The sequence below is a fragment of the Bradyrhizobium sp. Tv2a-2 genome, assembly GCF_000472425.1.
Lineage (GTDB): Bacteria > Pseudomonadota > Alphaproteobacteria > Rhizobiales > Xanthobacteraceae > Bradyrhizobium.
Genome location: NZ_AXAI01000002.1, coordinates 43,326 through 67,609, shown reverse-complemented (window position 1 = coordinate 67,609; position 24,284 = coordinate 43,326). Strand labels below are relative to the sequence as shown.

The 24,284-nt window shown below is 59.5% G+C and carries 25 protein-coding genes and 1 pseudogene; 17 read left to right on the top strand and 9 right to left on the bottom strand.

Annotated features, from left to right (window positions below; genetic code table 11):
• Positions 1-133: 133 nt before the first annotated feature.
• The 3 genes and pseudogenes from A3AI_RS0103870 to A3AI_RS49195 all read left to right on the top strand — a co-directional run.
• On the top strand, positions 134-1,372 hold the full coding sequence (locus A3AI_RS0103870; protein WP_024514308.1) for an efflux RND transporter periplasmic adaptor subunit: 1,239 nt from the start codon (positions 134-136) through the stop codon (positions 1,370-1,372).
• 15 nt (positions 1,373-1,387) lie between these two features.
• Positions 1,388-4,597: an efflux RND transporter permease subunit gene (locus A3AI_RS0103865; protein WP_024514307.1), complete on the top strand. Its 3,210-nt coding sequence runs from the start codon at positions 1,388-1,390 to the stop codon at positions 4,595-4,597.
• A gap of 40 nt (positions 4,598-4,637) precedes the next feature.
• Positions 4,638-4,827 (top strand): annotated as a pseudogene (locus A3AI_RS49195) (transposase); the annotation flags it as partial.
• A gap of 42 nt (positions 4,828-4,869) precedes the next feature.
• Here A3AI_RS49195 and A3AI_RS50185 read toward each other — a convergent pair.
• The 5 genes from A3AI_RS50185 to A3AI_RS0103840 form a co-directional block, all read right to left on the bottom strand.
• Entirely contained in the window at positions 4,870-5,229 is a 360-nt protein-coding gene (locus A3AI_RS50185) for a GNAT family N-acetyltransferase (RefSeq protein WP_502685731.1), read from the bottom strand.
• A gap of 510 nt (positions 5,230-5,739) precedes the next feature.
• Complete coding sequence (locus A3AI_RS0103860; RefSeq protein WP_036047422.1) at positions 5,740-6,708, bottom strand: MBL fold metallo-hydrolase; 969 nt, start codon at positions 6,706-6,708, stop codon at positions 5,740-5,742.
• 66 nt (positions 6,709-6,774) lie between these two features.
• Positions 6,775-7,578: an SDR family NAD(P)-dependent oxidoreductase gene (locus A3AI_RS0103855; protein WP_024514305.1), complete on the bottom strand. Its 804-nt coding sequence runs from the start codon at positions 7,576-7,578 to the stop codon at positions 6,775-6,777.
• A gap of 89 nt (positions 7,579-7,667) precedes the next feature.
• A complete protein-coding gene (locus tag A3AI_RS0103850; protein WP_024514304.1) occupies positions 7,668-8,015 on the bottom strand; it encodes a carboxymuconolactone decarboxylase family protein in 348 nt (115 codons plus the stop codon).
• 381 nt (positions 8,016-8,396) lie between these two features.
• Positions 8,397-9,467, bottom strand: coding sequence for a GlxA family transcriptional regulator (locus tag A3AI_RS0103840; RefSeq protein ID WP_349509681.1), 1,071 nt, complete (start codon positions 9,465-9,467; stop codon positions 8,397-8,399).
• Here A3AI_RS0103840 and A3AI_RS0103835 point away from each other — a divergent pair.
• The 8 genes from A3AI_RS0103835 to A3AI_RS50180 all read left to right on the top strand — a co-directional run bounded on the left by A3AI_RS0103835 (position 9,466) and on the right by A3AI_RS50180 (position 14,012).
• On the top strand, positions 9,466-9,759 hold the full coding sequence (locus A3AI_RS0103835; protein WP_024514302.1) for a hypothetical protein: 294 nt from the start codon (positions 9,466-9,468) through the stop codon (positions 9,757-9,759). The two genes, A3AI_RS0103840 and A3AI_RS0103835, sit on opposite strands and share 2 nt — an antisense overlap.
• 112 nt (positions 9,760-9,871) lie before the next feature.
• Positions 9,872-10,612, top strand: coding sequence for a hypothetical protein (locus tag A3AI_RS0103830; RefSeq protein ID WP_024514301.1), 741 nt, complete (start codon positions 9,872-9,874; stop codon positions 10,610-10,612).
• 65 nt (positions 10,613-10,677) lie between these two features.
• Positions 10,678-11,556 carry a haloalkane dehalogenase gene (locus A3AI_RS0103825; protein ID WP_024514300.1) on the top strand — a complete coding sequence of 293 codons (879 nt, stop codon included), beginning with the start codon at positions 10,678-10,680 and terminating at the stop codon, positions 11,554-11,556.
• 16 nt (positions 11,557-11,572) lie between these two features.
• Entirely contained in the window at positions 11,573-12,205 is a 633-nt protein-coding gene (locus A3AI_RS0103820) for a flavin reductase family protein (protein ID WP_024514299.1), read from the top strand.
• Between the two features lie 10 nt (positions 12,206-12,215).
• Complete coding sequence (locus A3AI_RS0103815; protein ID WP_024514298.1) at positions 12,216-12,620, top strand: muconolactone Delta-isomerase family protein; 405 nt, start codon at positions 12,216-12,218, stop codon at positions 12,618-12,620.
• A gap of 657 nt (positions 12,621-13,277) precedes the next feature.
• A complete protein-coding gene (locus A3AI_RS48665; RefSeq protein ID WP_198030054.1) occupies positions 13,278-13,433 on the top strand; it encodes a hypothetical protein in 156 nt (51 codons plus the stop codon).
• Complete coding sequence (locus tag A3AI_RS0103805; RefSeq protein ID WP_024514297.1) at positions 13,430-13,945, top strand: VapE domain-containing protein; 516 nt, start codon at positions 13,430-13,432, stop codon at positions 13,943-13,945. Before A3AI_RS48665 ends, A3AI_RS0103805 begins: the two co-directional genes overlap by 4 nt.
• Complete coding sequence (locus A3AI_RS50180; protein WP_502685728.1) at positions 13,899-14,012, top strand: VapE domain-containing protein; 114 nt, start codon at positions 13,899-13,901, stop codon at positions 14,010-14,012. The genes A3AI_RS0103805 and A3AI_RS50180 overlap by 47 nt, the downstream gene beginning before the upstream one ends.
• A gap of 1,134 nt (positions 14,013-15,146) precedes the next feature.
• Here the strand turns inward: A3AI_RS50180 and A3AI_RS0103790 are convergent.
• Complete coding sequence (locus A3AI_RS0103790) at positions 15,147-15,824, bottom strand: kinetochore Spc7 family protein (protein WP_084800816.1); 678 nt, start codon at positions 15,822-15,824, stop codon at positions 15,147-15,149.
• Positions 15,825-16,398: 574 nt separating this feature from the next.
• Here A3AI_RS0103790 and A3AI_RS42105 point away from each other — a divergent pair.
• Complete coding sequence (locus A3AI_RS42105; RefSeq protein WP_036047421.1) at positions 16,399-16,596, top strand: hypothetical protein; 198 nt, start codon at positions 16,399-16,401, stop codon at positions 16,594-16,596.
• Positions 16,597-16,631: 35 nt separating this feature from the next.
• Here A3AI_RS42105 and A3AI_RS0103780 read toward each other — a convergent pair whose 3' ends face one another.
• The gene (locus A3AI_RS0103780; protein ID WP_024514295.1) at positions 16,632-16,820 is read right to left on the bottom strand and encodes a hypothetical protein; all 189 of its coding nucleotides are present in this window, start codon (positions 16,818-16,820) and stop codon (positions 16,632-16,634) included.
• An 822-nt stretch (positions 16,821-17,642) separates the two neighbouring features.
• On the opposite strand from A3AI_RS0103780, the gene A3AI_RS47205 reads away from it, so the two are divergent.
• Both A3AI_RS47205 and A3AI_RS0103770 read left to right on the top strand, forming a co-directional pair.
• Complete coding sequence (locus A3AI_RS47205; protein ID WP_036047419.1) at positions 17,643-17,831, top strand: hypothetical protein; 189 nt, start codon at positions 17,643-17,645, stop codon at positions 17,829-17,831.
• A 370-nt stretch (positions 17,832-18,201) separates the two neighbouring features.
• Positions 18,202-18,957 (top strand): ThuA domain-containing protein, encoded by a 756-nt coding sequence (locus A3AI_RS0103770; RefSeq protein ID WP_024514293.1) that lies wholly within the window; start codon positions 18,202-18,204, stop codon positions 18,955-18,957.
• 107 nt (positions 18,958-19,064) lie between these two features.
• Here the strand turns inward: A3AI_RS0103770 and A3AI_RS0103765 are convergent, their stop codons facing one another.
• Positions 19,065-19,487 carry a hypothetical protein gene (locus A3AI_RS0103765; RefSeq protein WP_024514292.1) on the bottom strand — a complete coding sequence of 141 codons (423 nt, stop codon included), beginning with the start codon at positions 19,485-19,487 and terminating at the stop codon, positions 19,065-19,067.
• A gap of 391 nt (positions 19,488-19,878) precedes the next feature.
• Complete coding sequence (locus A3AI_RS0103755; protein WP_036047418.1) at positions 19,879-20,403, bottom strand: pyridoxamine 5'-phosphate oxidase family protein; 525 nt, start codon at positions 20,401-20,403, stop codon at positions 19,879-19,881.
• A gap of 435 nt (positions 20,404-20,838) precedes the next feature.
• Here A3AI_RS0103755 and hutH point away from each other — a divergent pair, with 435 nt between their 5' ends.
• The 3 genes from hutH (at position 20,839) to A3AI_RS0103740 (ending at position 24,249) form a co-directional block, all read left to right on the top strand.
• Positions 20,839-22,371 (top strand): histidine ammonia-lyase, encoded by a 1,533-nt coding sequence (gene hutH / locus A3AI_RS0103750; RefSeq protein WP_024514290.1) that lies wholly within the window; start codon positions 20,839-20,841, stop codon positions 22,369-22,371.
• 229 nt (positions 22,372-22,600) lie between these two features.
• Complete coding sequence (locus tag A3AI_RS0103745) at positions 22,601-23,392, top strand: ABC transporter ATP-binding protein (protein WP_051382279.1); 792 nt, start codon at positions 22,601-22,603, stop codon at positions 23,390-23,392.
• A 14-nt stretch (positions 23,393-23,406) separates the two neighbouring features.
• Positions 23,407-24,249 (top strand): ABC transporter permease, encoded by an 843-nt coding sequence (locus A3AI_RS0103740; protein ID WP_156927618.1) that lies wholly within the window; start codon positions 23,407-23,409, stop codon positions 24,247-24,249.
• Positions 24,250-24,284 lie beyond the last annotated feature (35 nt).

Genomic DNA, 24,284 nt, shown 5'->3' with positions numbered 1-24,284 from the left:
AGGCCGCTGCTCACGGGCCTAGCTCTTGCCTGTTCGAGTCGACCCTTCGGCGAGGTCAAACGGAAAATCGCCGAACGCGATGCTGCTGTTTCCGTCGCATGCAACGACTATCAACGGAAGGCACGGAATCGTCATGAACGAAACGGTCAATCCCTCGCAATTGAAGACAGCGGTCCGTGCGCCCTCCACTAAGCGGTGGCGCTCGGTTTGGTGGCTTGGCGGCCTGGGGCTTCTGGTCATCGTTGGATATGCCGGCTACGTGCGGTTTGAGAAAATGGCGGCGCCGGTAACGCAACCGCCGGCCGCACCACCGGTAACCGTCAGTAAGCCTTTGCAGCAGGACGTTGACGCTCGGCTCGGATTCTTGGGCCAGTTTGCGGCTGTCAATCGCGTTGAAGTGCGCCCGCAGGTCGGTGGAACGCTGGTTGGGATTCATTTTAAGGATGGTCAAATCGTCCACAAGGGCGATTTACTGTTCACGATCGATCCGAGGCCCTACGAAATCAAGCTCGCGCAGGCAAATGCGGCGCTGGAAACGGCTAAAGCCCGCGTCGCGCTGGCGAACAATGAGCTCTCACGCGCGCGATCGCTCAAACGAGACGAATTCGCAACGCAGGAAACAGTTGACCAGCGAACGAACGATCAGGATGCCTCGCACGCGGCTGTAGACGATGCCGAAGCCCGCGTGCGCGATGCTAAGCTCGACCTGGAATATAGCCGGGTGACGGCTCCGTTCACGGGCCGGATCGGCGAACGCCAGGTGTCGATCGGGGCGCTGATCGCTGGCAGCAGGGCCGCCACGAGCCCGACGACGCTGCTTGCGACCCTGGTCTCGCTTGATCCCCTCTACCTCAATTTCGATATGAGCGAGCGCGACTATCTAACCTATATTGGCGAGACGAATCGTCATCCAGACGCCCCAAATCAGAAGGTCTTCATCAACCTCACCGGCGAAAAGGATTTCAAGCGCGAGGGGACGCTGGATTTCTTGGATAACGCCCTGAACCGCGCAAGTGGCACCATTCGTGCGCGCGCGACGGTCAGCAATTCGGATCTTAACATCGCGCCCGGGCAATTCGCCCGTATCCGCGCCACCATCGCGCCGCCGTCACCGGCTCTGTTGCTGCCCGATTCGGCGGTGTTGCTCGATCAATCACAGCATCTCGTCATGACGGTTTCCGCCGAAGGCAAGGTCGTCCCAAAGATCGTCGAAACGGGCGATGTGCGGGGCGGGCTGCGTGTGATCAAGTCGGGTCTTTCGCCGGATGACCGCGTCGTCATCGATGGCCTTGTCCGCGCGATGCCTGGGGCTAGCGTCACGCCCCAACAGGGCTCGATCCGGTTCCAAGCGACAGCCGACGGCCAAGGTTGAAGAAGGAGCGGACCGATGCGTTTCACCCATGCTTTCATCGACCGGCCCATTTTTGCGGCGGTTCTGAGCGTCTTTCTAACTCTCATCGGCATCGGCGCGATGTTCGTGTTGCCGGTTGCCCAGTATCCCGAGATCGTGCCGCCGACCGTGCAGATCACGACGGCATACCCTGGGGCTTCAGCCGAAACCGTGGCGCGCACCGTGGCTACCCCTTTGGAGCAACAGATCAACGGCGTGGAGAACATGCTCTATATGAGCAGTCAGTCCACGGCGGATGGCAAGCTCACGATCACCGTCACGTTCCGTATCGGTACCGACCTGAACGTCTCCCAAATGCTCACGCAGAACCGCGTGCAGGATGCCTTGCCGCGGTTGCCCGAGGATGTGCAACGCCTGGGCGTTCAAGTGAGTAAGAAGGTTCCGAGCATCTTGCTTGCCGTCCATCTTTATTCCCCGGACAGATCGCGCAACACGCTCTACATGTCCAATTACGCGACCCTGCACATCAAGGATGTGTTGGCTCGCCTGCCCGGGGTCGGCGACGTCCAGATCATCGGAGAGCGGCAGTATGCCATGCGGATCTGGCTGGATCCGGATCGTGTTGCCGCGCGCAACATGAATGCGTCGGAAGTCTTCGCGGCGTTGCAGGCGCAGAATATCCAAGTGCCTGCGGGGATTCTGAATCAACCTCCCACCCCTTCCTCACGCGCTTATCAGGTCAATGTCGAGGCGCTGGGCCGGCTGACGACGCCGCAGGAATTTGAATCCATTGTGCTGAAATCCGATCCGGATGGGCGGGTGACGCGCTTGGGCGATGTCGGTCGCGTCGAGGTCGGCGCCGCGGACTACGGTGCAACGGCCTGGACGGATCGTGATCCGGGCATGCCTCTCTTCATCTATGCGCAACCGGGAGCGAACTCGCTCGCGGTCGAGCATGAAGTGCTCTCCACGATCGCGACGCTCTCCAAGGACTTTCCGCCGGGATTGGCCTACAAAATCATCTACGATCCGACGACCTTTGTCGGCAAGTCCGTCGATGAGGTGATCATGACGATCTTTGTCGCCATTCTTCTTGTCGTCGGCGTGGTCTTCCTTTTCCTGCAGAGCTGGCGCGCGGCCATTATCCCGGTGATCGCGATCCCAGTATCGCTGTTCGGCACATTCACGATTCTCCTCGCGCTTGGCATTTCGATCAACAATCTGTCGCTTTTCGGCTTGGTCCTGGCGGTTGGCATCGTGGTCGATGACGCCATCGTCGTGGTCGAGAACGTCGAACGCAACCTTGAACGCGGCATGACGCCCGTCGGGGCCGCGCGCGTCACCATGGATGAGGTTGGAGGCGCGCTGGTCGCAATCGCGCTGACCTTGTGTGCCGTCTTCGTGCCATCGGCGTTCATTTCAGGGATTTCCGGCCTGTTTTTCCGTCAATTCGCGGCCACCATCGCCGCGTCGACGCTGATCTCGTGCTTCGTTTCGCTCACTTTGAGCCCGGCGCTCTGCGCTGTTCTTTTCAGGGCCCATCAGAACGAGCACCACGGCGGTACGTCGAGAATGGCGCGCGTCCTTGATGCGACGTTCGGAAGGTTCAATCGCGGCTTCGAATGGATGTCGTCGACCTATGGAAGGCTGACCCGCCGCCTCGTCCATGCCGCGGGTCTCGTTCTGGTCGCCTATGTTGTGCTGATTGCGATCGCAGGACTCGAGTTCGCGCGGACTCCAACCGCTTTCATTCCGGAGCAAGACCAAGGCTATCTCATCACCGTCGTTCAGCTTCCTCCTGGCGCCACCTTGGAAAGGACCGAAGCTGTCATCAAGAAGGCGACTGACATCATCTTGAGCACGAAGGGGGTCGAGCACGCGTCGCCGTTTGCGGGCCTGGATGCGACAACATTGACCTTTGCGTCCAACGCCGGAGCGATCTTCTTTGGATTGCCGTCGCTCTATGGCCACCACGTCGCCGGCGTCACCGCAAACACTGTGCTCGCCGATGTGCGCCGCAGGCTCTCGGTGATTCAGGGCGCCTACATTCTCACGATACCGCCGCCTGCCGTCCAGGGTATGGGAAATTCCGGCGGATTCAAAATGATGTTGCAGGATCGCGCGGGGCTTGGATCAGACGCGCTGGCTAAGGCAACCCAAAGCCTAGTCGTGGCTGCCAGCAAGGATCCGGACGTCGCCGGCGTGTTCACGCTTTTTGGCTCGCGGTCGCCGTCGATCTATGCAGATATTGACCGCGAGAAGGCGGAGAAAGTCGGGCTGACGCCTACAGAGGTGTTCTCGACACTCCAGGTCTACCTCGGCTCCCAATACGTCAACGACTTCAACTATCTCGGCCGAACCTACCAGGTCATTGCGCAAGCCGATGGAAGATTTAGGCGCGATCCTGAAGATATCGCTCGCCTGAAGGCACGCAATGCCTTCGGCGACATGGTGCCGATCGGTACGGTCGCCGGACTATCGTACAAGAATGTGCCCTACCGGGTGCCACGGTACAACCTCTTCCCGGCCGCCGATGTCATTGGCGCGGCTGCTCCTGGCGTTGCGACCGGCACCGCGCTTCAGAGCATGGAAAAGTTGGCGAAGAAGGTCCTTCCTCCCGGCATTGGCTTCGAATGGACTGATATTGCGTTCCAGCAGCAGCTTCGGGGAACGCCGACCATCTTGGTGTTCGGCGCCGCCGCGCTGTTTGTCTTCCTCGTTCTCGCGGCTCAGTATGAAAACTTGAAGCTTCCGCTCGCGGTCGTCATGATCGTCCCGATGTGCCTGTTGGCCTCCGTCACCGGCTTGTCGCTGCGGGGGATGCCGATCGACGTCCTTGCCCAGATTGGCTTTGTCGTCCTGGTTGGATTGGCGGCGAAGAACGCCATTCTGATCGTGGAATTCGCCCGGCAGGCTGAAGAGCAGCGTGTCGATCTGTACGAAGCTGCGATCAGTGCCGCGCGTACCCGCCTTCGTCCGATCCTCATGACGTCTCTGGCTTTCATTATGGGCGTGGCGCCGCTGGTTGTTGCCACGGGCGCCGGTGCCGAGATGCGGCAGTCGCTCGGCACGGCGGTCTTCGCCGGAATGCTTGGCGTGACGGCATTTGGACTTCTCTTTACGCCCGCCTTCTATACCGTAGTGCGCCGATACCGTGGCGGAGTCTCCGACATGTCGGAAGATATTCGCGATGACGGCGGTGCCTATCGTGAGCCGTTGCGCTCCGTTGCAAAGCGGGAGCCATAAAGGACACACGTTCCATTTCCGCTTCGGCAGTCATCAATCACTGCTTCCAAACAAGACGCGTCGCGCTCGGCGTGTAAACGACCGTCGCGTGCTCAATGGCAGCTTTTGGGTCCTCCGTTCAAGCGCGCCATGGCGTGCTCTGCCGGAGAGCTTATGGTCCCCGCACCAGTTGTTACAATCGCTTCGTTCGGTGGCGGCAGGCTTGCGTCTGGAACCAGAAGATAGCAGCAGGAGCTACCGCAAATTACAACCCGGAGCACGGGACGTCGTCACTATGGGGCGGGAGCTTGTGGTTTCCTCAGACCAACAAGGTGGATCGTTTGCCGTACCGAGAAGCCAAGTTTCTCGTAAAGGGATGCCGCTTGATTATGTTTTTCCACATGCAAGAAAGGCACATCGCCCCGGTCGATGACGCTTCGCACGAGTGTCTCTAGTAGTGCACGTGCATATCCTCGCCCTCGATAGTGAGGGTGAGTACACACGGCACTTATCTCTGTATATCCGATGGGGCGCAGACGCTCCCCCGCCATTGCCACAAGGCGCCCGTCCACTCGGATCCCGAAATATTGGCCCAACTCGGGTGTTCGGCTACGAAACGGGCCGGGCTTTGCGATTTCGATTAAGGCGAGCATGTCGGCCACATCGGCGAGGCCTAGTCGGATCACATTTTGTGTCGCAGTTGGACGGCTAAGAGATGATCTTACCATCTGTCTCAGTGTCATACGCACAAACGCCTCAAGGCCACCGACCGACAAGAGTTCAGTCGGGCTGCCCAGGGCAATTTCCTCATTCGGCCGAAGCAGCGAGGCAAGGGCCTCCAAGCTCGCATCGGACGCATCCGCGACCGCGCCGAGTGGCGACACTTCAACTGGATAACGACAAGCCCGTCCGTTACCTTCGGCGAAGTTAGAATGCCGAGTCGTAAGAGAGGACCATATCGCATTGTCGAGAACGACGTGTGTCTTGCGCAACTTGGCAACCTCGGTTTCCGCATTGCCCCCGACAGGCCAGCCCAAGCGCCAAGCTGAGCAGGATCTGCACCGTCTCGTTGCGTCGTTGCCGTGAAGGTGAAGGGGACCATGCGACCATTCAGGAGCGCCGTGACCAAATTTCACACCGTTCGTGAGTGAACAAGCACGGATTTAAAGAAGGAAACGCTTCCCGACCGCTGATGGTACGACTCGATCCTTGAACCGTGTTGCCAGTGCGCCGATTGCCCGCCAACCAGTGCAATGCGCTGCAGCGATCAAACCAAGATTGAAATGTTCAAGCGCTTCGACAGTGTCTGGAATGATACCTTCTGTTGTACCCGACAAATGGAAGCCGCCCAGTACGCCGTAGATCGGAACGTCGGGGAAGCGACTTCCTGCATGGGTCAATACGTTGATGAGACCTGCGTGCGAACAGGCCGTAAACACAAACAAGCCCTTATTGGCGATATGCACAGCAACGAACCGCTCGTCCGCTAAGAGTTCGTCCAACTCCCATTTTCCGTTAGCGCCAAGCCTATGTTGGCCAGGCATACCCCGCTCGAAACTTGTGACACGCGGGATCTCACCGCTCAGGTAGAATGAATTCGATAGAACCGACTGTTCATCTCTTGTGACGATTAACTGTGCACCGTTGCCGGCAAGCATCTGCTGGCTTGGAATATCTTCCACGGGCAGCATGCGGCCTACCGAATTCATGATCGCTCGGGATGCGAACATCTCAGGATGCATGTAAGTTGGGACAGGCTTTCCCCCGTTTGCCAACGTGATCATCTGCAATGCCCTTGGCATCGCTGCTGCATGATCCCAATGTCCATGTGAAAGCATCATCGCGCCAATCGTCCCGAGATCGAGGCCAAGCCGGACGACGTTCCGTTCGAACACCCACTCGTCGGGTCCTGTATCAAAGAGAAGTGAGTGCGACGTGTCGCCAATGCGGGCTGTAATCAGACAGGACAAGCCGTGAGCGGCGCAGCAAAGACATTTTCCGCCGAGCCATTTCATTCCGCGCCGCCAGGCTCCAGCGGCCTCTGTTTCCACGTACTTTGGATTGGATGAAAGGTTATCGGTAACGTTATCGACGATAACCGTAATCTCCAGGCTATCGACTGGCTCGATCATATCCGCCTCCTAGTGTCGTCGTTTCCAGGTCCTGATTTCCACATGCTCGCCAGCAGCTCGCAGTCGTCAGGCGGACGTTGTGCCGTAGCGCGCGGCCGGAGCAGAGCGCGACAGGTTCTGGAACATCGCCTGACGGGCTTGGTCAAACGCGTCCCATTGCGCCTTGTCGGGCAGAGAGGGAGCGGTGGCGAATTCGCCCTGATCGAAGCCAGCTAAAGCCGCATCGACCATGGCGTCGGCCGACATCACCATCTCCTTTGGCAGGTTTTCCACCGGCATGCCGTTGTTGGCCCAGCTCTCGGTCGCGACCACACCGGGCACCACCACCTGAATGCGGACACCCTTGTCTGCCAGCTCGTGCTTCAGCGATTGGCTGAAGGCCAGCACGAATGCTTTGGAGGCGCTGTAGACGCCGTTCAGGAATTCGGTGCCGATCGCCACGCCAGACGACATGTTGATGATCGAACCGGCGCCGCGTTCCACGAACTTCGGCGCCACGGCGTAGGTGAGGCGCATCAGGGCATCGATGTTTACAGCGATGACATTACTCATCGCTTCGACATTGGAATCTAGCAGCGGCGCGACGGGGCCGAGGCCGGCGTTATTGACCAGCAGGGAGATCCGCACATCGTTACGCAGGATGTCCTCGATTCGGCTGAGATCGGTGCGGTCACTGAGATCGGCGACTACAGTTTCGACCTTGCGGCGCGTCGCGCCGGTAATGCGCTCGGCAATTTCTTGCAGGCGGTCGGCACGGCGCGCGACCAGAATTAGGTCGTAACCCCGTCGCGCCAAACGATCGGCGTAAGTGGCACCGATCCCGGCGGAAGCGCCGGTGATGAGAGCGACGCCTTTGGTGAGCTCAGTCACGTGAGGATCTCCGTATGATTAGGCGGCGCGCGCGAGGTCCGGGCCGGGGAATTCCAAGTTGCACAACGTGGCGACGGTCGACAGGCTCTTCAGCTTTCGTTCAACGCATCCAGTGCGTCGAGGGCGCGGGCTGAATAGACGATCGCCGCACCCGCATTCACGCTGACGGCAACGCCGAGAGCTTCTGCTATCTCCTGCTTGGTCGCGCCAGCCTTTTTCGCCTCGGCGGTGTGTGTGGCGATGCACCCGTCGCAACGCAGGCTGATTGCGACAGCCAACGCGATCAGCTCGTGCATTTTGGCGCCGAGGCTGCCAGTGCGGGCGTTCGCCTGTCCGAGCTGACCATAGCCCTTCACGGTGTCGGGACTGAGCCTGGCAAGACCACCGACACCAGCGGTAACCTGCCCACGATAGGTATTCCAATCGATCATATGCATTTTGGCTTCTCTCTTTGACCGGCGACGGACGATGTCGGACGCGAGCGGGCGCCGCAGGTGCGCGCGACATTGGCGCACCATGCGAAGGTGCCGCTCGGGCATGTCCTTCGCTGTTGCTTTCGTCGGCGGCATCTATGCTGCGTGCGGCGAGCCACGCGATGACGGCAACAACGAGCCCTAGTTGGCGACCAAGCTCTTGTAGAGCCTGGACGGGGCATTTCGTATCTTCGCAACTGCCAATTTTAATGTCATTTGCGCCAATCGGACCTGCCGCTGTGGACCGTTGGCCGGCGCGAGGCCATGAGAGCGCTCGACGAGGGCGCTCAGCGAACCGGCATCGACTTCAAACGAGTTCCGTTGGACCAGTACGCCCGGCGGCCCTCAGCGCAGCTCGGCACGAAGATCGCGCACTCCCCGTCCCAAGCGCTCACGCAAGAGTGTTCGCAAGGTGGCTCCGTCGACGTAACCGACCTCGGCCGCGATAGCGTCGACGTCGAGGCCGCTGCCGTGAAGAAGAGATTGCGCGCGTTCGACCCGCAGGTCCTGGAAATAGGCGAGCGGTGATTTGCCGAGTACGGCTTGGCAGTGGCGTTGCAACGACCGCGCGCTCGTCGCCAGTGCCTTGGCGGCCACCTGCAGCGAAAACCCGTCCTGGAGATGTTGCCGTGCCCATTGCTCGAAGCGAAGGATGAGAGGATCTGATTGTGCCAAGTGGTTAGGGATGATGTAGACCGCTTGCGACGAGCGGATGTCAGCTAGGAGATAGCGCGAGACGAGGGTCGCCAGTTCCGGGCTGGCCTTGCGGACAAGCCACAAAGCGAGATCGAGATGTCCCATCGCGGCACCTGCGGTGACGCCCACGTCTGACGGCACGAGCATACGGCTCTCGTCGAGCGAGACATTCGGATAGCGTTGCCGAAACAGCGGTGCGAGCCACCATGTTGTCGTTGCTTGCTGATGATCGAGAAGTCCGGCGTCCGCGAGTAGGAATGAGCCCATACACGAAGCGCCGATCGGCACACCTTCGGCATGCCATCTCCGTAGCTGCGCTTTGGCCCGACCCACATCCGGCCGGTCGAGAACGGGTATCAAAGTTTCCGGTCGCGTAGCCTTCAGGGGCGGGACGACCACCCAGTCCGGCTTGAGATCTGGCGCGATGGCTTTCACGGGTATTGCGAGGCCGTGGCCGGATCGGACCTTCCGTCGAACGCCGACAATCGTCAGGTCGAAACGGGGTGTTCCGTTCATCAACCTGGCTGCAAGCAGGTTAGCAGTCGCAAACACGTCCAGCGTTAACGCGAGTCCCGAATCGAACAGCCCTTCCAGAGCGAGCACAGCAATGCGCATGGCGTGAATAACCTCGAAGTTGGCGTTTGCGACGATAGCGAATTTGGGGACGCCGCTTAGATTTCTCATCCTCGAACACGACGTTTTGACGAGGAGAACAACCATGAAGATCATCGCGATTGGATCGATCGTTAAGCCTGTATCGGATGACGAGCGGAAGGAGGTCATGCCGAGGGAAGTGCCAGCTACCCTCAAGCACTATCTTGACGGCAAGATCGAGCAGTTCTGGTACCGCCAAGACGCGCCGGGCGTGATCTTTCTCATGAACGTCGAATCGGTCGATCAGGCAAAGGCGGAGCTGGATACGCTGCCGCTCGTGACGGGCGGCTTCGCGAAATACGATCTCATGCCGGTCGGCCCGCTCGCGCCGCTGGGCCTGTTGATCCAGGGCAAGTAAGCACCGGAGCTTCGTCAAAATTCCGAAGCCCGTCATTTTCATCGACGGCGCCGCAGGGGCAGCTTTTCAACGGATCGTCCGCGCCGTCTTTGCGCGGGAAAGGACACGACACATGCATGACCTCGTCAAGATGACCATCGATGCCCATGGCGGGCTCGAACGATGGAAGCAGGTACGGCAGATCTCCGCGGCTTTTCGCGCCTCGGGGCCCAGTTTCGCGCAAAGGGGACCGGTCGGAGACGCCTTCGCGGCGCTGCCGATGCAGATACTGGTGGATACAACCGAGCAGAAAGTAGTTGTGGAACCGTTTGTGGCGCTCGGGCAGAAGGGCATTTACCGTCCACATCGGACCATCGTCGAGTCGTCCGATGGCCGCCCTATCGAAGCACTTGATAATCCTCGTGACACGTTGAGGACGGTGGCCCTGGGAGACCCGTGGACTGCACCCCAGGTGCTTTACTTTGTCGGTTATGCGCTATGGATGTACTTCACCCTGCCCTATTCGTTTCTGGAGGATGGTGTGAAGTGCGAGGAAGTTGAGCCCTGGGGCGAAGAGGGCGAAACGTGGCGTGCGCTGAAGGTCACCTATCCCGATTCATACCCATCGCATTCGAAGCAGCAGACCCACTATTTCGACAGCAAAGGCCTGATGCGCCGGCAAGACTACACTGTCGATGTCCGGCAGAACATAGTTATCGCGCACTATATCTATGACCGTCAGACGTTCGATGGCTTCGTATTCCCGACAAGACGCCGCATTTATGCCCGTGGCCCTGACAGGGCGCCGCTGAAGGACCGGTCGCTTATTTCGGTCGACCTCAACGATTTCAAATTTTTCCGCGCCGCCGCCTGATCCCGTTGATCTGTAGTCCAACACCCAAGAATTCGGTGAGCCGCGAGGGCCGTCAGTAGCCAGACATGTCCCAACAACCGCTTGAGAAGAAGACTGTCAGAGCGCTCGGTCATGACATGGCCTATCACGAGCAGGGTACAGGCGCTCCGATCCTGTTCCTGCATGGCAACCCGACATCGTCCTATATCTGGCGAAACGTCATGCCGCCGCTCGAGGGGCGAGGCCGTCTGATTGCGCCGGACCTGATCGGGATGGGCGACTCTGAAAAACTGCCGGATGTGCGGCCGGATACCTACCGGTTTACGACGCACCGCTATCATCTCTGGGCCTTTATCGATGCGGTGATCGGTCTGCACGAAAAGGTTCTGCTCGTCGTTCATGACTGGGGCGGTTCGCTCGGCTTCGATTGGGCCAATCACCATCGCGATCGCGCGCGCGGCATCGTCTATATGGAGACCATCGTCCGCCCGTTCACACCGGCCGATGGGGCGAGCAAGCTCCGTCCAGTGCTTGAGGCACTACGATCGAACGAGGGCGAAGAGCTCATCTTCAATCAGAACATGTTTATCGAGCGAGTTCTTCCGGATCTGGTGCTGCGAAAGCTGTCAGATCCTGAAATGGCGGAATATCGCCGACCGTTTCTCAACAGCGCTGACCGCTGGCCGACCTTGACATGGCCGCGCGAGATCCCGATCGCGGGAACACCAGCCGACGTCGTCGCAATCGCGGACAGCTACGCCAATTGGATGTCGGAGAACGACGTGCCCAAGCTGTTCGTGAATGCCGAGCCCGGCACAATCCTGACCCGTCTACCACGCGAATTCTGCCGAAGCTGGAAAAACCAGACCGAAGTCACGGTCTCCGGACGTCATTTCATCCAGGAAGATTCCGGAGCCGACATCGGCCGAGCCATCGCCGTCTGGCTCAGAGAAAACGGCCTTTAGCGTGAAAAGGAACGCCATGAAATTCGAATTCGAATCCCTCACTGAAGAGGTACGCTACAAGCTGCTGCTGGCGACGGTGTTGCCGCGACCGATCGCTTGGGTGACCTCCCAGGACAGGAATGGCATCGTGAACGCCGCACCGTTCTCCTTCTTTAATGCGTTCGGAACCGAACCCCCAACGCTCGCGATTGGCGTCGGTCGGAATTCCCCGACACAGCCGAAGGACACCTGTCTCAACATCCGCGCGACGGAAGAATTCGTCGTCAATCTGGTGCCATTCTCCGCGGCGGAAAAGATGCGCGCCAGCTCCATGCCGTTTCCGTCGTATGTCAGCGAGGTCGCGGTGGTGGGACTTCAAACAGTGCCCAGCGAACTGGTCGCGCCGCCCCGGATCGCCGAAAGCCCGGCCTCTTTCGAATGCAAATTCATGCAGGAAATCCGGCTCGGAGGCTTCAGCCTGATCCTCGGGCGCATCGTTGTGCTGCATGTTCGCGACGAAGCCGTACTCGACGCCGCCCGTTTCCATATCGACGCGACGAACATGGATCTCATCGGGCGCATGGAAGGTGCCCAATACACATTCACGCGAAACAAATTCGAACCGAGCGCCGGGTTGGGGCAGGCACTCCTGGCGAAACACAAGGAATAAGGAAGACGAAATGAAAAACGCTCTCGTTTCTGGCGTGGTCGCGCTGATCCTCAGCCTGATGGGCGCAGGCGCCGGACACGCACAAGCCGACAATCCGCCAACGCCCACGACGAGAATCCTCGCCATTGGCACCGTGCCTGCGGGTGTCGATCCGGCGAAAGTTCGCGCAATTTTGCCGAATGAAGTCGGGGAGACGGTTGACCTCTACTTGGCTGGCAAGATCGACCAGTGGTATTCGCTGCAGGGACGTATGGGTGTGGCGTTCATCTTGAACCTAACGGACACGGCAGCCGCGCGCGAATTGCTCCAAAAGCTGCCGCTTGGCCAAGCCCATCTTATGACGTTCGAGCTTATCCCTCTCGCTCCGCTCAATCCGTTGCGCCAGCTACAGGGCATGAAAGCTGGATCGCCCTAGCGGCGGCACCGCAGCACCATCACTCGCGAGCGTCCTTTTGGGAGCTTGTGTGTCTTGGGTAACGTGACGGTGTTGACCTGCACGCAATCGCGTGAGGTGCCACCGTACAATAGGCAGATCAGCTGATGAATGACAAATGGTGTCACTACGGCCGTAAGGGCCTCATCGAGCGTTTGGCTCTCGCGCAGCATCGCGCCCGAACCCGGCCGGCGACCGCAGCTTGAATAAATACGGCCGTGCCGGATTGCTGGCCTCATCCGCTACGCGAGGTCCGTCGAATCTCACGGCAGAGCCTCGTAGCCACAACGGTACGGTCACTCGGAACAACCCGCAGCATGATTGCTACCTGGGACCCGCTGATTAGGAGGCATTTGAGACCGAAGCAAATTCAACATCAATTCTGACTGTTTCCCCTTCCGTTCCGACATTGAGCGGTAAGGAGATTAGAGATGTCAGAACTATCGGGGCCGGCTCCCCTGCCCCCAGAAATACGAAGGGCCGGCTCTGCTCAGCCGGCCCCAAAGTCGCAAACCCCTGAGTAAGTGTCCAACAATCTAGCCCCGCTCCGGTTTATTTTCAAGCACGGAAGCGGCGGCTGTTCTTCTACTGCCAGGAGACCGCCCGGTCCATCGCGACCCTTGCCTATGGGGTGGCGCAATGAGCGAGCAATTTCAAACAGGAATGAAGAAGCCCGGGCGGGGCATGGCTATCGCCTCGCTCGAGCCGGAAGCTTGGCCACGCTGCGAAACCGTCAAGGCGGCCGAATTGGAATCCCTGCAGACGGTCCTGTCGAACTGGAGTGGCAGGACGTGACAAAGGCTGCCGCCGACAAAGAACCGTGGATGGAGCATCTGATCGTTACCGCGACCGGTGCGCCGAAGGCACTACTGGCCAATGCAATGACCGCACTGCGAGACGCGCCGGCCTGGCAAGGCTGTCTGGCGTACGATGAATTCTCCCATCAAACGACGATCGTTGAGTCCCCGCCGTGGGGCACGCAGTTGGAATGGCAAGAGCGCCCTTGGACGCCGCAGGACGATCTGCTTGTTACGGATTGGCTTCAGCACAAAGGGATCGCTGTCAATGTGGCTACCGCGGCCCAGGCCGTAGAAGCGGTGGCAAAGAAGAACCCCTTCCATCCTGTTCGCGAGTATCTCGACAGCATCGAACATGACGGCAAAGCCAGACTGAAAACGTGGCTAACCGATTTCGCTGGCGCCGAGCCAACCGGCTTTAATGAACACATCGGATCGAAGCTTTTGATTGCTGCCGTTGCCCGTGCCTGGGACCCCGGGGTGCAAAGTAGACACGGTCCCAATCTTTGAAGGACCGCAAGGAGCGCGCAAATCCACCACGATGTTTGTGTCGGTCTCAAAAATTACATGCAGGTAACTGCACACACCTGCACATGTTCCTAATTATTCATCGCGCCCCGTCGATCGGGCTGATATCGGGTACGAGTTGTGCCCGCTGCCTGACGGTCCCGCGCGAGAGAGATCAACCCTCGCTTCGCGCCCCTCCGCGGCGTGTTTTTATTCGGCGAGGCCGGGTTCGGTTGAGGCGGCTTACCTCTCTCCCGGATTTGCTGCCGGTAGCGAAGCATCCGGCATGATCATCCTTGGCCGCACAGCCGCTCAGGATGGTCATTGCAGACGAGATGGCTGACCCGACTTCTGCAACATTGTGAACACACCGCATCGCGGTGTAAGGTTCCAGCATGCGGGGGCTGGTCATCATCACGGTCGCTTTTGTAGCGTTGGCAATGGTATTGCCGCGCCCGCATCAGTTTACGATCCTGCCGACAGCGCCGCTTCCACCCGTGAACGTGCCGGAAAAGTAACGCTAAGGCCGCCGATCGAGGCGGCCTCACATCACGGCGGTCAAGTTGGCGAAGGGCGCGATCTTACGCACTCTCCCAGCGTATCGGCACCGCGTTTCCAGCTCCGCTCGCCTACGCCACCTTCTCGCTCGGGACGGACTGCGGACCCACCACGCATGGGCGCTGTATGAGTTTCATTTCAACGACGAAGACGACGCCAAGGCAGAGATCCGCGCCGCGTCCGCTACCTGGTCAAAGGTGAGGCCGGAACCAACCGCGACGATATGGTGCGCAAGATCATCGCGATCGTGAACGAGGCGGCGCGTGATCTTCGCGGCGAAGATCCGCTGGATGAAGGTATGCCGGCGGCTAGAGCCCGCACCGAAACCCCGCCTCGCGCGTAGCCCTTTGCCGGGCCATGTCAGATGAAACCATTCCCCAAACTCACGAAACCGGCCTGTAACACGAATCCATTCTGATGCCCCCAATCAAGCAACGGGTGCGATTATGTTGGCGTCCATCATCAATTCGATTTACCGGGAATTCGTTCGTAGCTCGCTGTCTGGCGCTAAGGCAGCTGGCGGCTAACGTGGCGACAGCCGGAGAGACGCCATCGCGGGCTACCATCGCACGGAGCAACGGCTTGCCTTCCCGCTTAGTCAAAGCGCGCGACCGAAACCCCGCGGCCTGCTCTTCGCAGTAGTAGCTTAGCCTTCTGGGCTTTGTGACGGACCCCGTACTGATGCAGGCGCTATAATTAGCGGCACGCCGCCAATCGAAACAGCTCCTGCAGGCTTAGCCGACCGAGCCAACCTGTTGCGCGTCACTCCCGACAGCCGGGCGCGAGCACGTCCTTTTGGAATGGAGGAGGTTATCTCTGGCGCAATTGCGTTCTGTAGCGAGTTAACCTTCGCTATAAGCGTGGAGATCTGAGCGGACATCTTCTTCACGTCGACATGTTCATCCGTTATCTGAGCAGATATTTTCTTCACATCGACTTGTTCATCCGTGATGCTCTCTCTTAGAGAAGCAAGCGTAGTTGAGTCCTGCTGAAGCAGAGCTGTGTTTTGCTGCAACGAGGAGCTATTCTCTTGCAGCAGGGCAACATGTTGCTGCTGGGCCGATTGAACATCCTTTAATGCGGCGACAACCGGATCCGATATTGGATCGGAAGCCTCCTGGTGCGGAAGCAGTTCGGCCAAATTGGTGAGATTCGGCAAGGCAAAATCGGAAGGCGACAGTGTATAGACGGCCGCAGTAGCGTTTAGGCCTAGAGCAAACACCGACAGCGCCAAGATCGATTTCCGGCTGTTTTTTCTGATCGGCATTGCGGACTCGAGTTGTTCGGTTTGGATCTGTGCTTCCGATGTCTTGGTCACTGGCATTGACCTCAATTGAGTGAATAAAAAAGAGAGAGCCGCCGCTGGATCGTTATCGCGACGGCTCCTTTACGCGTTAGCGCGTAAATCTGGTTTAGATTGTAGGCTGATCACATTAACTGCCGGTTAGCATGTGCCGCCAGCCGCGCTGGTTGCGCGTCCTGTGCGATTGGACGCGAAACCGAATCCTCGCACCCCTGTGAGGTTCACGTCAGCCTGTCCTCGTAGGATGGCCGTGCCATGGAGGCAGGGACGGACAGGGAGATCGCACCGGGCTACCGCCATTGCAATTGTTCGGCCTAGGCCGCCGGTGATTTCGAGGTCAGCCGGCGGCCCTACTTGCTTTTATTATCTCAGCCGCCTGGTCGGTGTGACGCGCTTCACAGTCCGCGGCATTTGCGCTTGCTACGTTATCGGTGCTGGGGATTGCAGCCACCAGCTGGAATAGAACGCCGCCAGGACATTGTATTTCGAGCCTGGCGGCGCATTTTTTGTAGGACGGAAGCGCGGGCCCGCAGCCCGGCGTCAGCTTGGCCTCGGCTTTACTAGTGTTCCTCGGCTAGGCAGGGAGACCTGAAACATGACTCCTGATCAAATTGATACCCTCGCTCAGATGATCGCCAACTCGCTGCCCGGTCTCGTCAAAGAGAAGACCGGACCACAAAGCAAGCCAACTCAGCCGAAAAATATCAGGAGCCTTTACGTCGAAAAGGACGACGTGAAAGACGTAATCATCGCAGTCCTAAAAGGGGTTATTGAGGTGCCTCCTTTGCCGTAGAAATGGGGCGCGGCACCGAAGCCCCGCACGCGACGCTAGCGGTCCTGTTCCTCATAGGCGTCAGCCAATCCAAACAACATGGCAGCAAGGCCCCGCTTGCGTGCAGCAGTCGCTACCGACTCGTCCCCGTCCTGGTCACGCCAGCGGCCGGACTCCAACTCGAGCGCGTCCGCAATGTATTGCGCGGCCTGACGTCGATAGTCGTCAATCAGTTCCTGGAACATCGGCAAGGCCCTGGTTTAATCCCAGCGCCTCATTTGATCGCCACCCGCGGCGGCATCAAGGCGGCCGCTCGCGGTATCCATCACGATTTTTGTCAAACAAATACCCGCCGGCGCTCTCACGTCGTCGGGGCGATGCAGGTCACCAGCTGCCCACTTCTGTGTCCTAGCTCACACACACATTCCGACGACAGATGTATTTGGCTTGCGCAAATCGGAGGCCTTGCCATGACTGCGCTTGTTCAGACAATTTCCCGCCTATCAGGACGCAGTGTCGACGTAGAGTCTCTCAAGGCCGTCGTCGGGCGCAGCTGTACGGGACTGCTCATCTCATTCTTTTTGATCATTTGGGGCCTAGGTGTGGTCCTCTTCTAGCGCGTGCTCGCGCCCTGTGCACCTTGCCCGCAACTGTCACGGCAATGGCCGCTTGGCTATGCATCAGTGATTTGCAGTTAAAGCGCAATTAACGCTGTCGCAGTGCAACGCGTCGGCATCAGGCCGCACGGCACAGTGCTTGATCAGTCCATATTTGCGAGCGCGCAAGCGCCCACAGGTTACTGGCGGTATAGCCGCGCCTATGGCGGGGAAATGGCGAAGTGGTGCTACTAGCGGTCGCTGCGGTTCTGAACGGACTCTGAATGCTCCGTTCAGTCAACATTGCAAGAACGGGACTGATAGTCCGCAGGAGCATTTGCCACAAAGTCGGAGGCACCAAAATGAAACGGCTTCTGGTAACCGGACTTACCGGCTGTGCCTTTGCACTTGCACCAACAATGTCAGTGCCGGCTATGCCCGCAGCAACACCCTATGCGCTGGGCAGAGCGGATGAAGCAATTATTCAGGTTAAAGGCGGCCACGGGCATGGGTGGGGCCATCACGGCGGTCACGGCCACCACTACGGCTGGTACCGCGGCCACCACTATGGCTGGCGGCATCATCGCCATTGGTGGTGACTTTCGCCTCATGGCGCGCCGTATCGTGAGCCGATTTGGGAAGGTTTTCGCGCGCGTCTAGGTAAGAAGACTCCAGATGATGGTCGTTAGCCTCAGGCGGGGCGGGTCCGAAGAGGGCAGGCCCTGCAAAATTCGAGCGCGGCGGCACTCCAACGCGAACGGCCGCAGGTTAGCGGAGACTTTTTCCCCAACGTCCGCTAAGCTCCTGATAGCGGAAGTATCACTGTCACAGGGGAAACCGCCGCTTAGGGCCGTAGGCGGACTCGAGCGCGCAGCAAAACGTCCTACTCGATCACTTCATCGAGGTAGCGGTATCTGGTTGGTCGGAGGATGCCACAGCACACAACTCGTTCAAGGATCGCGACCCAACTGTCGACTTGTATGTGCTAAGCTTTTTCAACACATGATTGATCAGAGTTCGGGAGACCACTGTGAGGCGACGTGAGTTCATCGCGCTCCTCGGCAGCGCAGCGGCGATCCGACCGCTCGGCGCGCGTGCAGGCCGCCCACCAGAGCGCATCCTCTATTTCACATACTCTGCCGGTTACCGGCATGAGGTGATACCGCTCTCCAGGGCAGTCCTGACACAGCTAGGAAGGAATTCCGATGCCTTTGAAGTCTCCGCCACGGAAGACACATCTGAATTTTCGGCCGAAAACCTCGAGCGCTGCGCTGCGGTGATGTTCTACACAACCGGAGAAGTTCCGATGAGCGGCTCTGAAAAGACCGCTCTTCTCAACTTTGTGCGCTCGGGCCGTGGGTTCCTTGGGGTACATTCTGCCATCGACACATTCTACACTTGGCCGGATTACCTTGATCTGATCGGCGGCTACTTCAATGGTCATCCCTGGCATCAGGCCGTGACCATCGAGGTGGTTGATCCCAGCGATCCACTGGTGGCGTTTCTCGGCAGTTCGTTGCCATTCGAGGACGAAATCTACCAGATCAGCGACTTCGACTATCGCGGATCGCACGTGCTCCTCCGCCTCGACCAAAGCTCGGTGGACCTTGGCAAGCCGGATGTGCATCGACGGTTCTATGGTTGGCCCCTCGCCTGGACCCGATCTTACGGCGAGGGGCGAGTATTCTATACGGCGCTTGGGCACGATACGTCGGTCTGGCAGGACGCGCGCTACCAGCGAATCCTCACGAACGCTATCCTCTGGTCTATCCGAAGATCGCCCTAGCAGGCTAAGTGACCACTTGGGGTCAAAACCGGCGGTGTTGGCAACGGAAGATCACTTCCGGCTTGCCCCTCAAAGCCGACCTCAAGCAGCGATACTTGTCAGGCTCCTCAGCGGCCGTAGGGGAAGCACCGGTTGCGATCGAGTGTGAGATCGAAATGCGCTCCCAGCGCCGCGATGGCTGCGTCGTGCTGAGGATAAGGATCGGCATTGGATGCGGCAACGATGATGATCCGGAACCCGCCGCGATCCTTGCCACCCGGTGGCAGCATCGCTGTAGCCAGTGCATTGCCCTCCCTGTCGCGCAACGTGAGAAAAAGCGGCATCTCTCGCTGTACATGGGTCTCGAGGCCGATGTCTCGCTCAATCGCGTTGGGCCGCTCCGGACGCCAGGACTGGACAGCCTTCTCCCGCTCGCGGCGGAAATATTTCTCGACTGTGTGGCCCATCAGGCGCGACTCATGCACCGCTTCACCTTCCGTCTCGATACGGAACCAGGTCTTACCCTCCGGCGCATCGCAAACATACTGCATTTCGCCCGTCCTGCGATCGCCGCAACTCTAAGGCCGCGGGCCTGCAAAGCCAATATGAGATTCGCTCCCGTGTATATCGCTGCATGATCGTATAATCGCGAATTTGTCAGCAACACCGCGCGACTATTGCCTGAGAGGAGATCGAAGAGCTCCGATCTGATGGAGCTACCATGACAGGCAGTGACGGTGGCAGAAGCTGCGACGCTTGTGCTGTTCCTAGTCATCCCGCTTGCGACCTTCGTCGTCCCAAATGCGAACCGACTACGTTGAAGCCCTCGGCAAACTGAAAAAGGGCCACGTAGCCCTTTTCAGGCCAAGCCCGCACCGTCGTGCTTGCACTCGATCTCGCCGTCGGCATCCTCCTGGTCTTGTCCTTTTCTAGCGCCGCAGGTCATGGTTCGCCGAACGTGGCAATCCGATCAATGCCGCAGACAAACAAGACGCGCTTTTCATCAATCTTCGGATCGCGCAGTGCATAGGGGCCCGGCTTGCCGGTGTACTTGGTCCAGATGCGGTCGAGCTGTTTGGTTACGTATTCGCCGTCCGGTTCCCACTCCCGCATCTCCCTCTCCACAGTGCACTTTATCTGCACCCAGTGGTAGGGGTTGTTGGGATTGACCAGTAGTATCGTCAGGCGCGGATTCTTGCGGATCCATTCACACTTGTGCCGATGCGACGCGGTGTTTACAAGGATCTTGTCGCCCTCATAGTCGAACCACATCGGCGTGAGACCAATCCGGTCGTCCGGTCCGATCAAACCCAGAGTCATAGTGACCGGCTCATCGAGCAGCCGTTTGTACTTTGGATCGAGATCACGCAGGCCCGACGCCTTCTTGCGTTCGCCGACCGCGAACTGACCCTCCTGCGGGCCGTGAGCAACACTACGAAAATTGGCTATCGTAAAGCGTTCCGACATCGTTTCCTCCATCGAACTCGCGCTTATGCCACGCGTGATCAATATGGAAGATCAAAACGGCCCACGAAACAACACCTAGATATTGTCGGTCGTGCTTGCTTGGTTTCCATAGGCAGCGCCCTTCGCGCTCGAGCACCTACTTTCAGATTGTGGCCCAGAGAGCTACGGTCGAGATCCACAATTGTCGCAAGCTCGGTTATTGTCGGCTCGTTCGCCTCTGAAAGACGGCGAATGACTCTGAACATCGTGATTTTCAGCCCGCTCGGGGCGAGCGCCTCGTCGTAAATCGCCATCATCGCATGAGCGAGAGTGCCATCAGAATTGCGCCGTATAGGTTGCAGCGGGACCTCACGTACATTTCGACCGGCGCTGCAGTACGGCATTGATCCGGCCAGACCGGGTCTATAATCGGCCGGCACACGCATGGAGAGTGAGATGAATGACGTCATTCTGCGGCCCGGGAAAGTTTCACTCAGCGAGTGGCTCAGCATCTATTGCGGAGCGAGGCTTGTGCTCGATCCCGCCTGCTTGCGCGGCGTCCAACGAAGCGCGGCCATGGTGGCAACCATCGTCGCAAGCGGCGTCCCCGTCTACGGCATCAACACGGGGTTCGGCAAGCTGGCTCGCATGCGCATAGATCCCGATGATCTGGAGACGCTCCAACGCAACCTTGTCCTCTCGCACGCTGCGGGCGTCGGCGAGCCGACGCCGATCAAAACGGTCCGGCTGATGATAGCGCTGAAGGTCGCCGGCCTTGCCCGAGGCGCATCAGGCGTAAGGCCTGCGACGCTTGCCATGCTCGAAGCCTTTCTCGCCCGCGATCTGACGCCGATGATACCAGCGCAAGGCTCGGTCGGGGCTTCAGGGGACCTCGCGCCCCTATCGCATTTAGCAGCGGCGATGATGGGCGTTGGAGAGGCCTTCGTCGCCGGCAACCGCATTCCCGCCGCTGCGGCCCTCGCGGAAGTGGGCCTGGAGCCGCTGAAGTTCGGCCCGAAAGAGGGGCTCGCGTTGTTGAACGGAACGCAGTTCTCAACGGCAAACGCGCTCGCCGGATTGTTTGAGGCCGAAAACTTGTTTCGCGCGGCCCTCGTGACGGGCGCGCTGTCGACCGACGCTGCAAAGGGCTCGGATGCGCCTTTTGACCGACGTATCCACGAGCTCCGCGGCCACCTTGGGCAAATCGAGGCGGCGGGTGCACTGCGAAATCTCATGATAGGGTCAGCAATCCGTGCCTCGCATCTCACAGGCGACGAACGGATACAGGATCCCTACTGTCTACGCTGCCAGCCTCAGGTGATGGGCGCGGTGCTGGACCTGTTGCGGCAGGCCGCCGGCACGCTCGCACTTGAGGCGAATGGCGTCACAGACAACCCGCTTATCTTTCCAGACGACAACGAAGCCCTTTCGGGCGGCAACTTCCATGCCGAGCCCGTGGCCTTCGCCGCAGACATGATCGCAATGGCGACCTGCGAAATCGGCTCGCTCGCCGAGCGGCGTATCGCCATGTTGATCGATCCCACTCTGTCAGGCCTGCCTGCATTCCTGACCCCGAGGCCAGGGCTCAATTCCGGCTTCATGGTTGCACAGGTGACGGCTGCGGCGCTCGTCGCCGAGAACAAGCAGCGCGCTTATCCAGCTAGCGTCGATTCCATCCCCACGTCCGCAAATCAAGAGGATCATGTCTCGATGGCCGCGCATGGCGCGCGGCGTCTTCTGCCTATGGTGGAGAACGCAGTAGCGGTGATCGGAATCGAATTGCTCGCGGCAGCCCAAGGATGCGATTTCCATGCACCGCTCAAATCGAGCCCTGCCCTCGAGCGGGTGCGTGCGGTGCTGCGCAAGCAAGTTGCTCATCTGGAAGATGATCGGCATTTCTATCCCGACCTGCAGCGCGCGATCTCGCTCGTGCGCGACGGCACGATTGCCGCCAGCGCAGCGGTTGCGCTGCCGACGCTCTGGTCATAATCCCGACGCGCTCGCCAACTTCAGGCGACGCTGCGGGTACCGTGAGAGTCCCGACTAATCTTTATCGGACGAAACGGCCGATCTGAAAAGTCAATGGAACAGCGCACTATGCCGAGCGGCCTGATCAGCCCTTGGGCAGAAGCGGCGAAAATCTCCGCACCGATCCCGACTTGCCCGTTTTGGCGGCTTCGATTATGTATAGACATGTTCGGACTGAGGGATGGCCGGTATGAGCGACCGCGTACTCGCCTTTGAAGCGATTGGGCAGGATTTTCCAGCTCCGGGCCAACGGATGAATATCCGCGTGCTCGACGGGATCAGTTTCGAGGTCGACCGCGGCAAGTTCGTCGCGGTCATCGGCCCGAGCGGCTGCGGCAAGAGCACGCTGCTGCAGATGGCGGCGGGACTTCTGATCCCGACCCGCGGCGCGGTACATCATCGCTGCCGCAAGGTGACGGGAATCAACACCGAGGTCGGCTTCGTGCCGCAGCAGGCGCAACTGTTTCCTTGGAAGACTCTCGCCGAGAATGTCGAACTTCCCCTTTTGTTCCGCGGCGTCACGGCCGGCGAACGAAAAGAGCGGGTTGCGAGCGCACTCGAAGCGGTCGGCCTGAAGGGATTTGAACAGCATTTTCCGAGCCAGTTATCCGGCGGCATGCAGAAGCGCGGCTCGATCGCGCGCACCCTGGTCTATCGGCCCGACATTATCTTGATGGACGAGCCGTTCGGCGCACTCGATGCACAAACCCGCATGGTAATGCAGAGCGACCTGCAGAGCCTGTCAATGGAGGCAGGGGCGACCGTCGTGTTCGTTACCCACGACATCACCGAGGCCGTGCTGCTTGCCGACCACGTCGTGGTGCTGAGCCAGCGGCCGTCGCGGCTCCTTGCCAACATTCCGATCGATCTGCCGCGCCCGCGCAACATGTTCGAGCCGTTCCGTAATCCTGGCTTCGAGGCGGCCTATGATGCGGTCTGGACCGAGTTCCGCTCGCAGATCGATATCGGACGGGTGCATTGACCGAAGGCAAGCCGATGACCGAGATGACCTATGACGCCTCCGCGGGCAGCGCGGGATTGCGCCGCCGCCTCTCCACTCTTGCGGCCAAGCCACTGCAATGGGCATTGAAGCTGCTCCCCGGGATCGCCCTGCTTCTGTTCTGGCAATGGGCCTCAGGCCGGCTGATCAAGGAAATCTACGTGAGCAAGCCGAGCGCCGTCGCTCAGCGGCTCTACGAACTGTTTGCGTCAGGCGAAATCTATCCGCATCTGTGGACCACCGGGCAGGAGCTCGTGCTCGGCTATGTCATCGGCGTCGCTGGCGGCGTGATCGGCGGCTATGCGCTCGGTCGCTCGCCGCGTCTCGCGCGCATCTTTGAGCCCTATGTGATGGCGTTCTACGGCATCCCGAAGATCGCACTCGCCCCGCTTTTCATCATCTGGTTCGGGATCGGCATCGGATCGAAGATCGCGCTCGCCTCGATCATGGTGTTCTTCCTGGTCTTCTACAACGTGTTCGCCGGCGTGCGCAGTGTCGACCGCGAATTGATCAACCTCACGCTTGTGATGGGTGCAAACCAGCGTCAACTCACCTACCACGTCTTCCTGCCGGCGGCCGCCCCGTTCGTGATGCTGGGCATGCGCCTTGCCATTCCCTACAGCGTCATCGGCGTGATCGTCGGCGAGTTCACATCATCGGCGCAGGGGCTCGGCCTGTTCATTCACGAGGCATCGTCGACATACGACCCCGCCGGCGTGTTCGCGGGCATCGTCATTCTCCTGGGCTTCGTCGCCATTGCGAATTTTCTCGCAGGCCGACTCGAGCGCCGGCTGCTGCGCTGGCATTCGCTGTCGGGCGCCGGTCCGATCGACATCTAAAGCAACAGGGAGACAATGATGCGCGCGGTGAACTT

Excerpts from the sequence above, each read along its gene's own strand:
- A3AI_RS0103825 (WP_024514300.1), top strand. The coding sequence starts at position 10,678 with ATGTCCCAACAACCGCTTGAGAAGAAGACTGTCAGAGCGCTCGGTCAT.
- A3AI_RS0103740 (WP_156927618.1), top strand. The coding sequence starts at position 23,407 with ATGACCGAGATGACCTATGACGCCTCCGCGGGCAGCGCGGGATTGCGC.
- A3AI_RS0103815 (WP_024514298.1), top strand. The coding sequence starts at position 12,216 with ATGAAAAACGCTCTCGTTTCTGGCGTGGTCGCGCTGATCCTCAGCCTG.
- A3AI_RS42105 (WP_036047421.1), top strand. The coding sequence starts at position 16,399 with ATGACTCCTGATCAAATTGATACCCTCGCTCAGATGATCGCCAACTCG.
- A3AI_RS0103755 (WP_036047418.1), bottom strand. The coding sequence starts at position 20,403 with ATGTCGGAACGCTTTACGATAGCCAATTTTCGTAGTGTTGCTCACGGC.
- A3AI_RS0103765 (WP_024514292.1), bottom strand. The coding sequence starts at position 19,487 with ATGCAGTATGTTTGCGATGCGCCGGAGGGTAAGACCTGGTTCCGTATC.
- A3AI_RS0103865 (WP_024514307.1), top strand. The coding sequence starts at position 1,388 with ATGCGTTTCACCCATGCTTTCATCGACCGGCCCATTTTTGCGGCGGTT.
- A3AI_RS0103850 (WP_024514304.1), bottom strand. The coding sequence starts at position 8,015 with ATGCATATGATCGATTGGAATACCTATCGTGGGCAGGTTACCGCTGGT.
- A3AI_RS0103820 (WP_024514299.1), top strand. The coding sequence starts at position 11,573 with ATGAAATTCGAATTCGAATCCCTCACTGAAGAGGTACGCTACAAGCTG.
- A3AI_RS0103835 (WP_024514302.1), top strand. The coding sequence starts at position 9,466 with ATGAAGATCATCGCGATTGGATCGATCGTTAAGCCTGTATCGGATGAC.
- A3AI_RS50185 (WP_502685731.1), bottom strand. The coding sequence starts at position 5,229 with ATGCTCGCCTTAATCGAAATCGCAAAGCCCGGCCCGTTTCGTAGCCGA.
- A3AI_RS0103840 (WP_349509681.1), bottom strand. The coding sequence starts at position 9,467 with ATGGTTGTTCTCCTCGTCAAAACGTCGTGTTCGAGGATGAGAAATCTA.
- A3AI_RS0103830 (WP_024514301.1), top strand. The coding sequence starts at position 9,872 with ATGCATGACCTCGTCAAGATGACCATCGATGCCCATGGCGGGCTCGAA.
- A3AI_RS48665 (WP_198030054.1), top strand. The coding sequence starts at position 13,278 with ATGAGCGAGCAATTTCAAACAGGAATGAAGAAGCCCGGGCGGGGCATG.
- A3AI_RS0103780 (WP_024514295.1), bottom strand. The coding sequence starts at position 16,820 with ATGTTCCAGGAACTGATTGACGACTATCGACGTCAGGCCGCGCAATAC.
- A3AI_RS0103790 (WP_084800816.1), bottom strand. The coding sequence starts at position 15,824 with ATGCCAGTGACCAAGACATCGGAAGCACAGATCCAAACCGAACAACTC.
- hutH (WP_024514290.1), top strand. The coding sequence starts at position 20,839 with ATGAATGACGTCATTCTGCGGCCCGGGAAAGTTTCACTCAGCGAGTGG.
- A3AI_RS0103860 (WP_036047422.1), bottom strand. The coding sequence starts at position 6,708 with ATGATCGAGCCAGTCGATAGCCTGGAGATTACGGTTATCGTCGATAAC.
- A3AI_RS0103745 (WP_051382279.1), top strand. The coding sequence starts at position 22,601 with ATGAGCGACCGCGTACTCGCCTTTGAAGCGATTGGGCAGGATTTTCCA.
- A3AI_RS47205 (WP_036047419.1), top strand. The coding sequence starts at position 17,643 with ATGAAGCAATTATTCAGGTTAAAGGCGGCCACGGGCATGGGTGGGGCC.
- A3AI_RS0103870 (WP_024514308.1), top strand. The coding sequence starts at position 134 with ATGAACGAAACGGTCAATCCCTCGCAATTGAAGACAGCGGTCCGTGCG.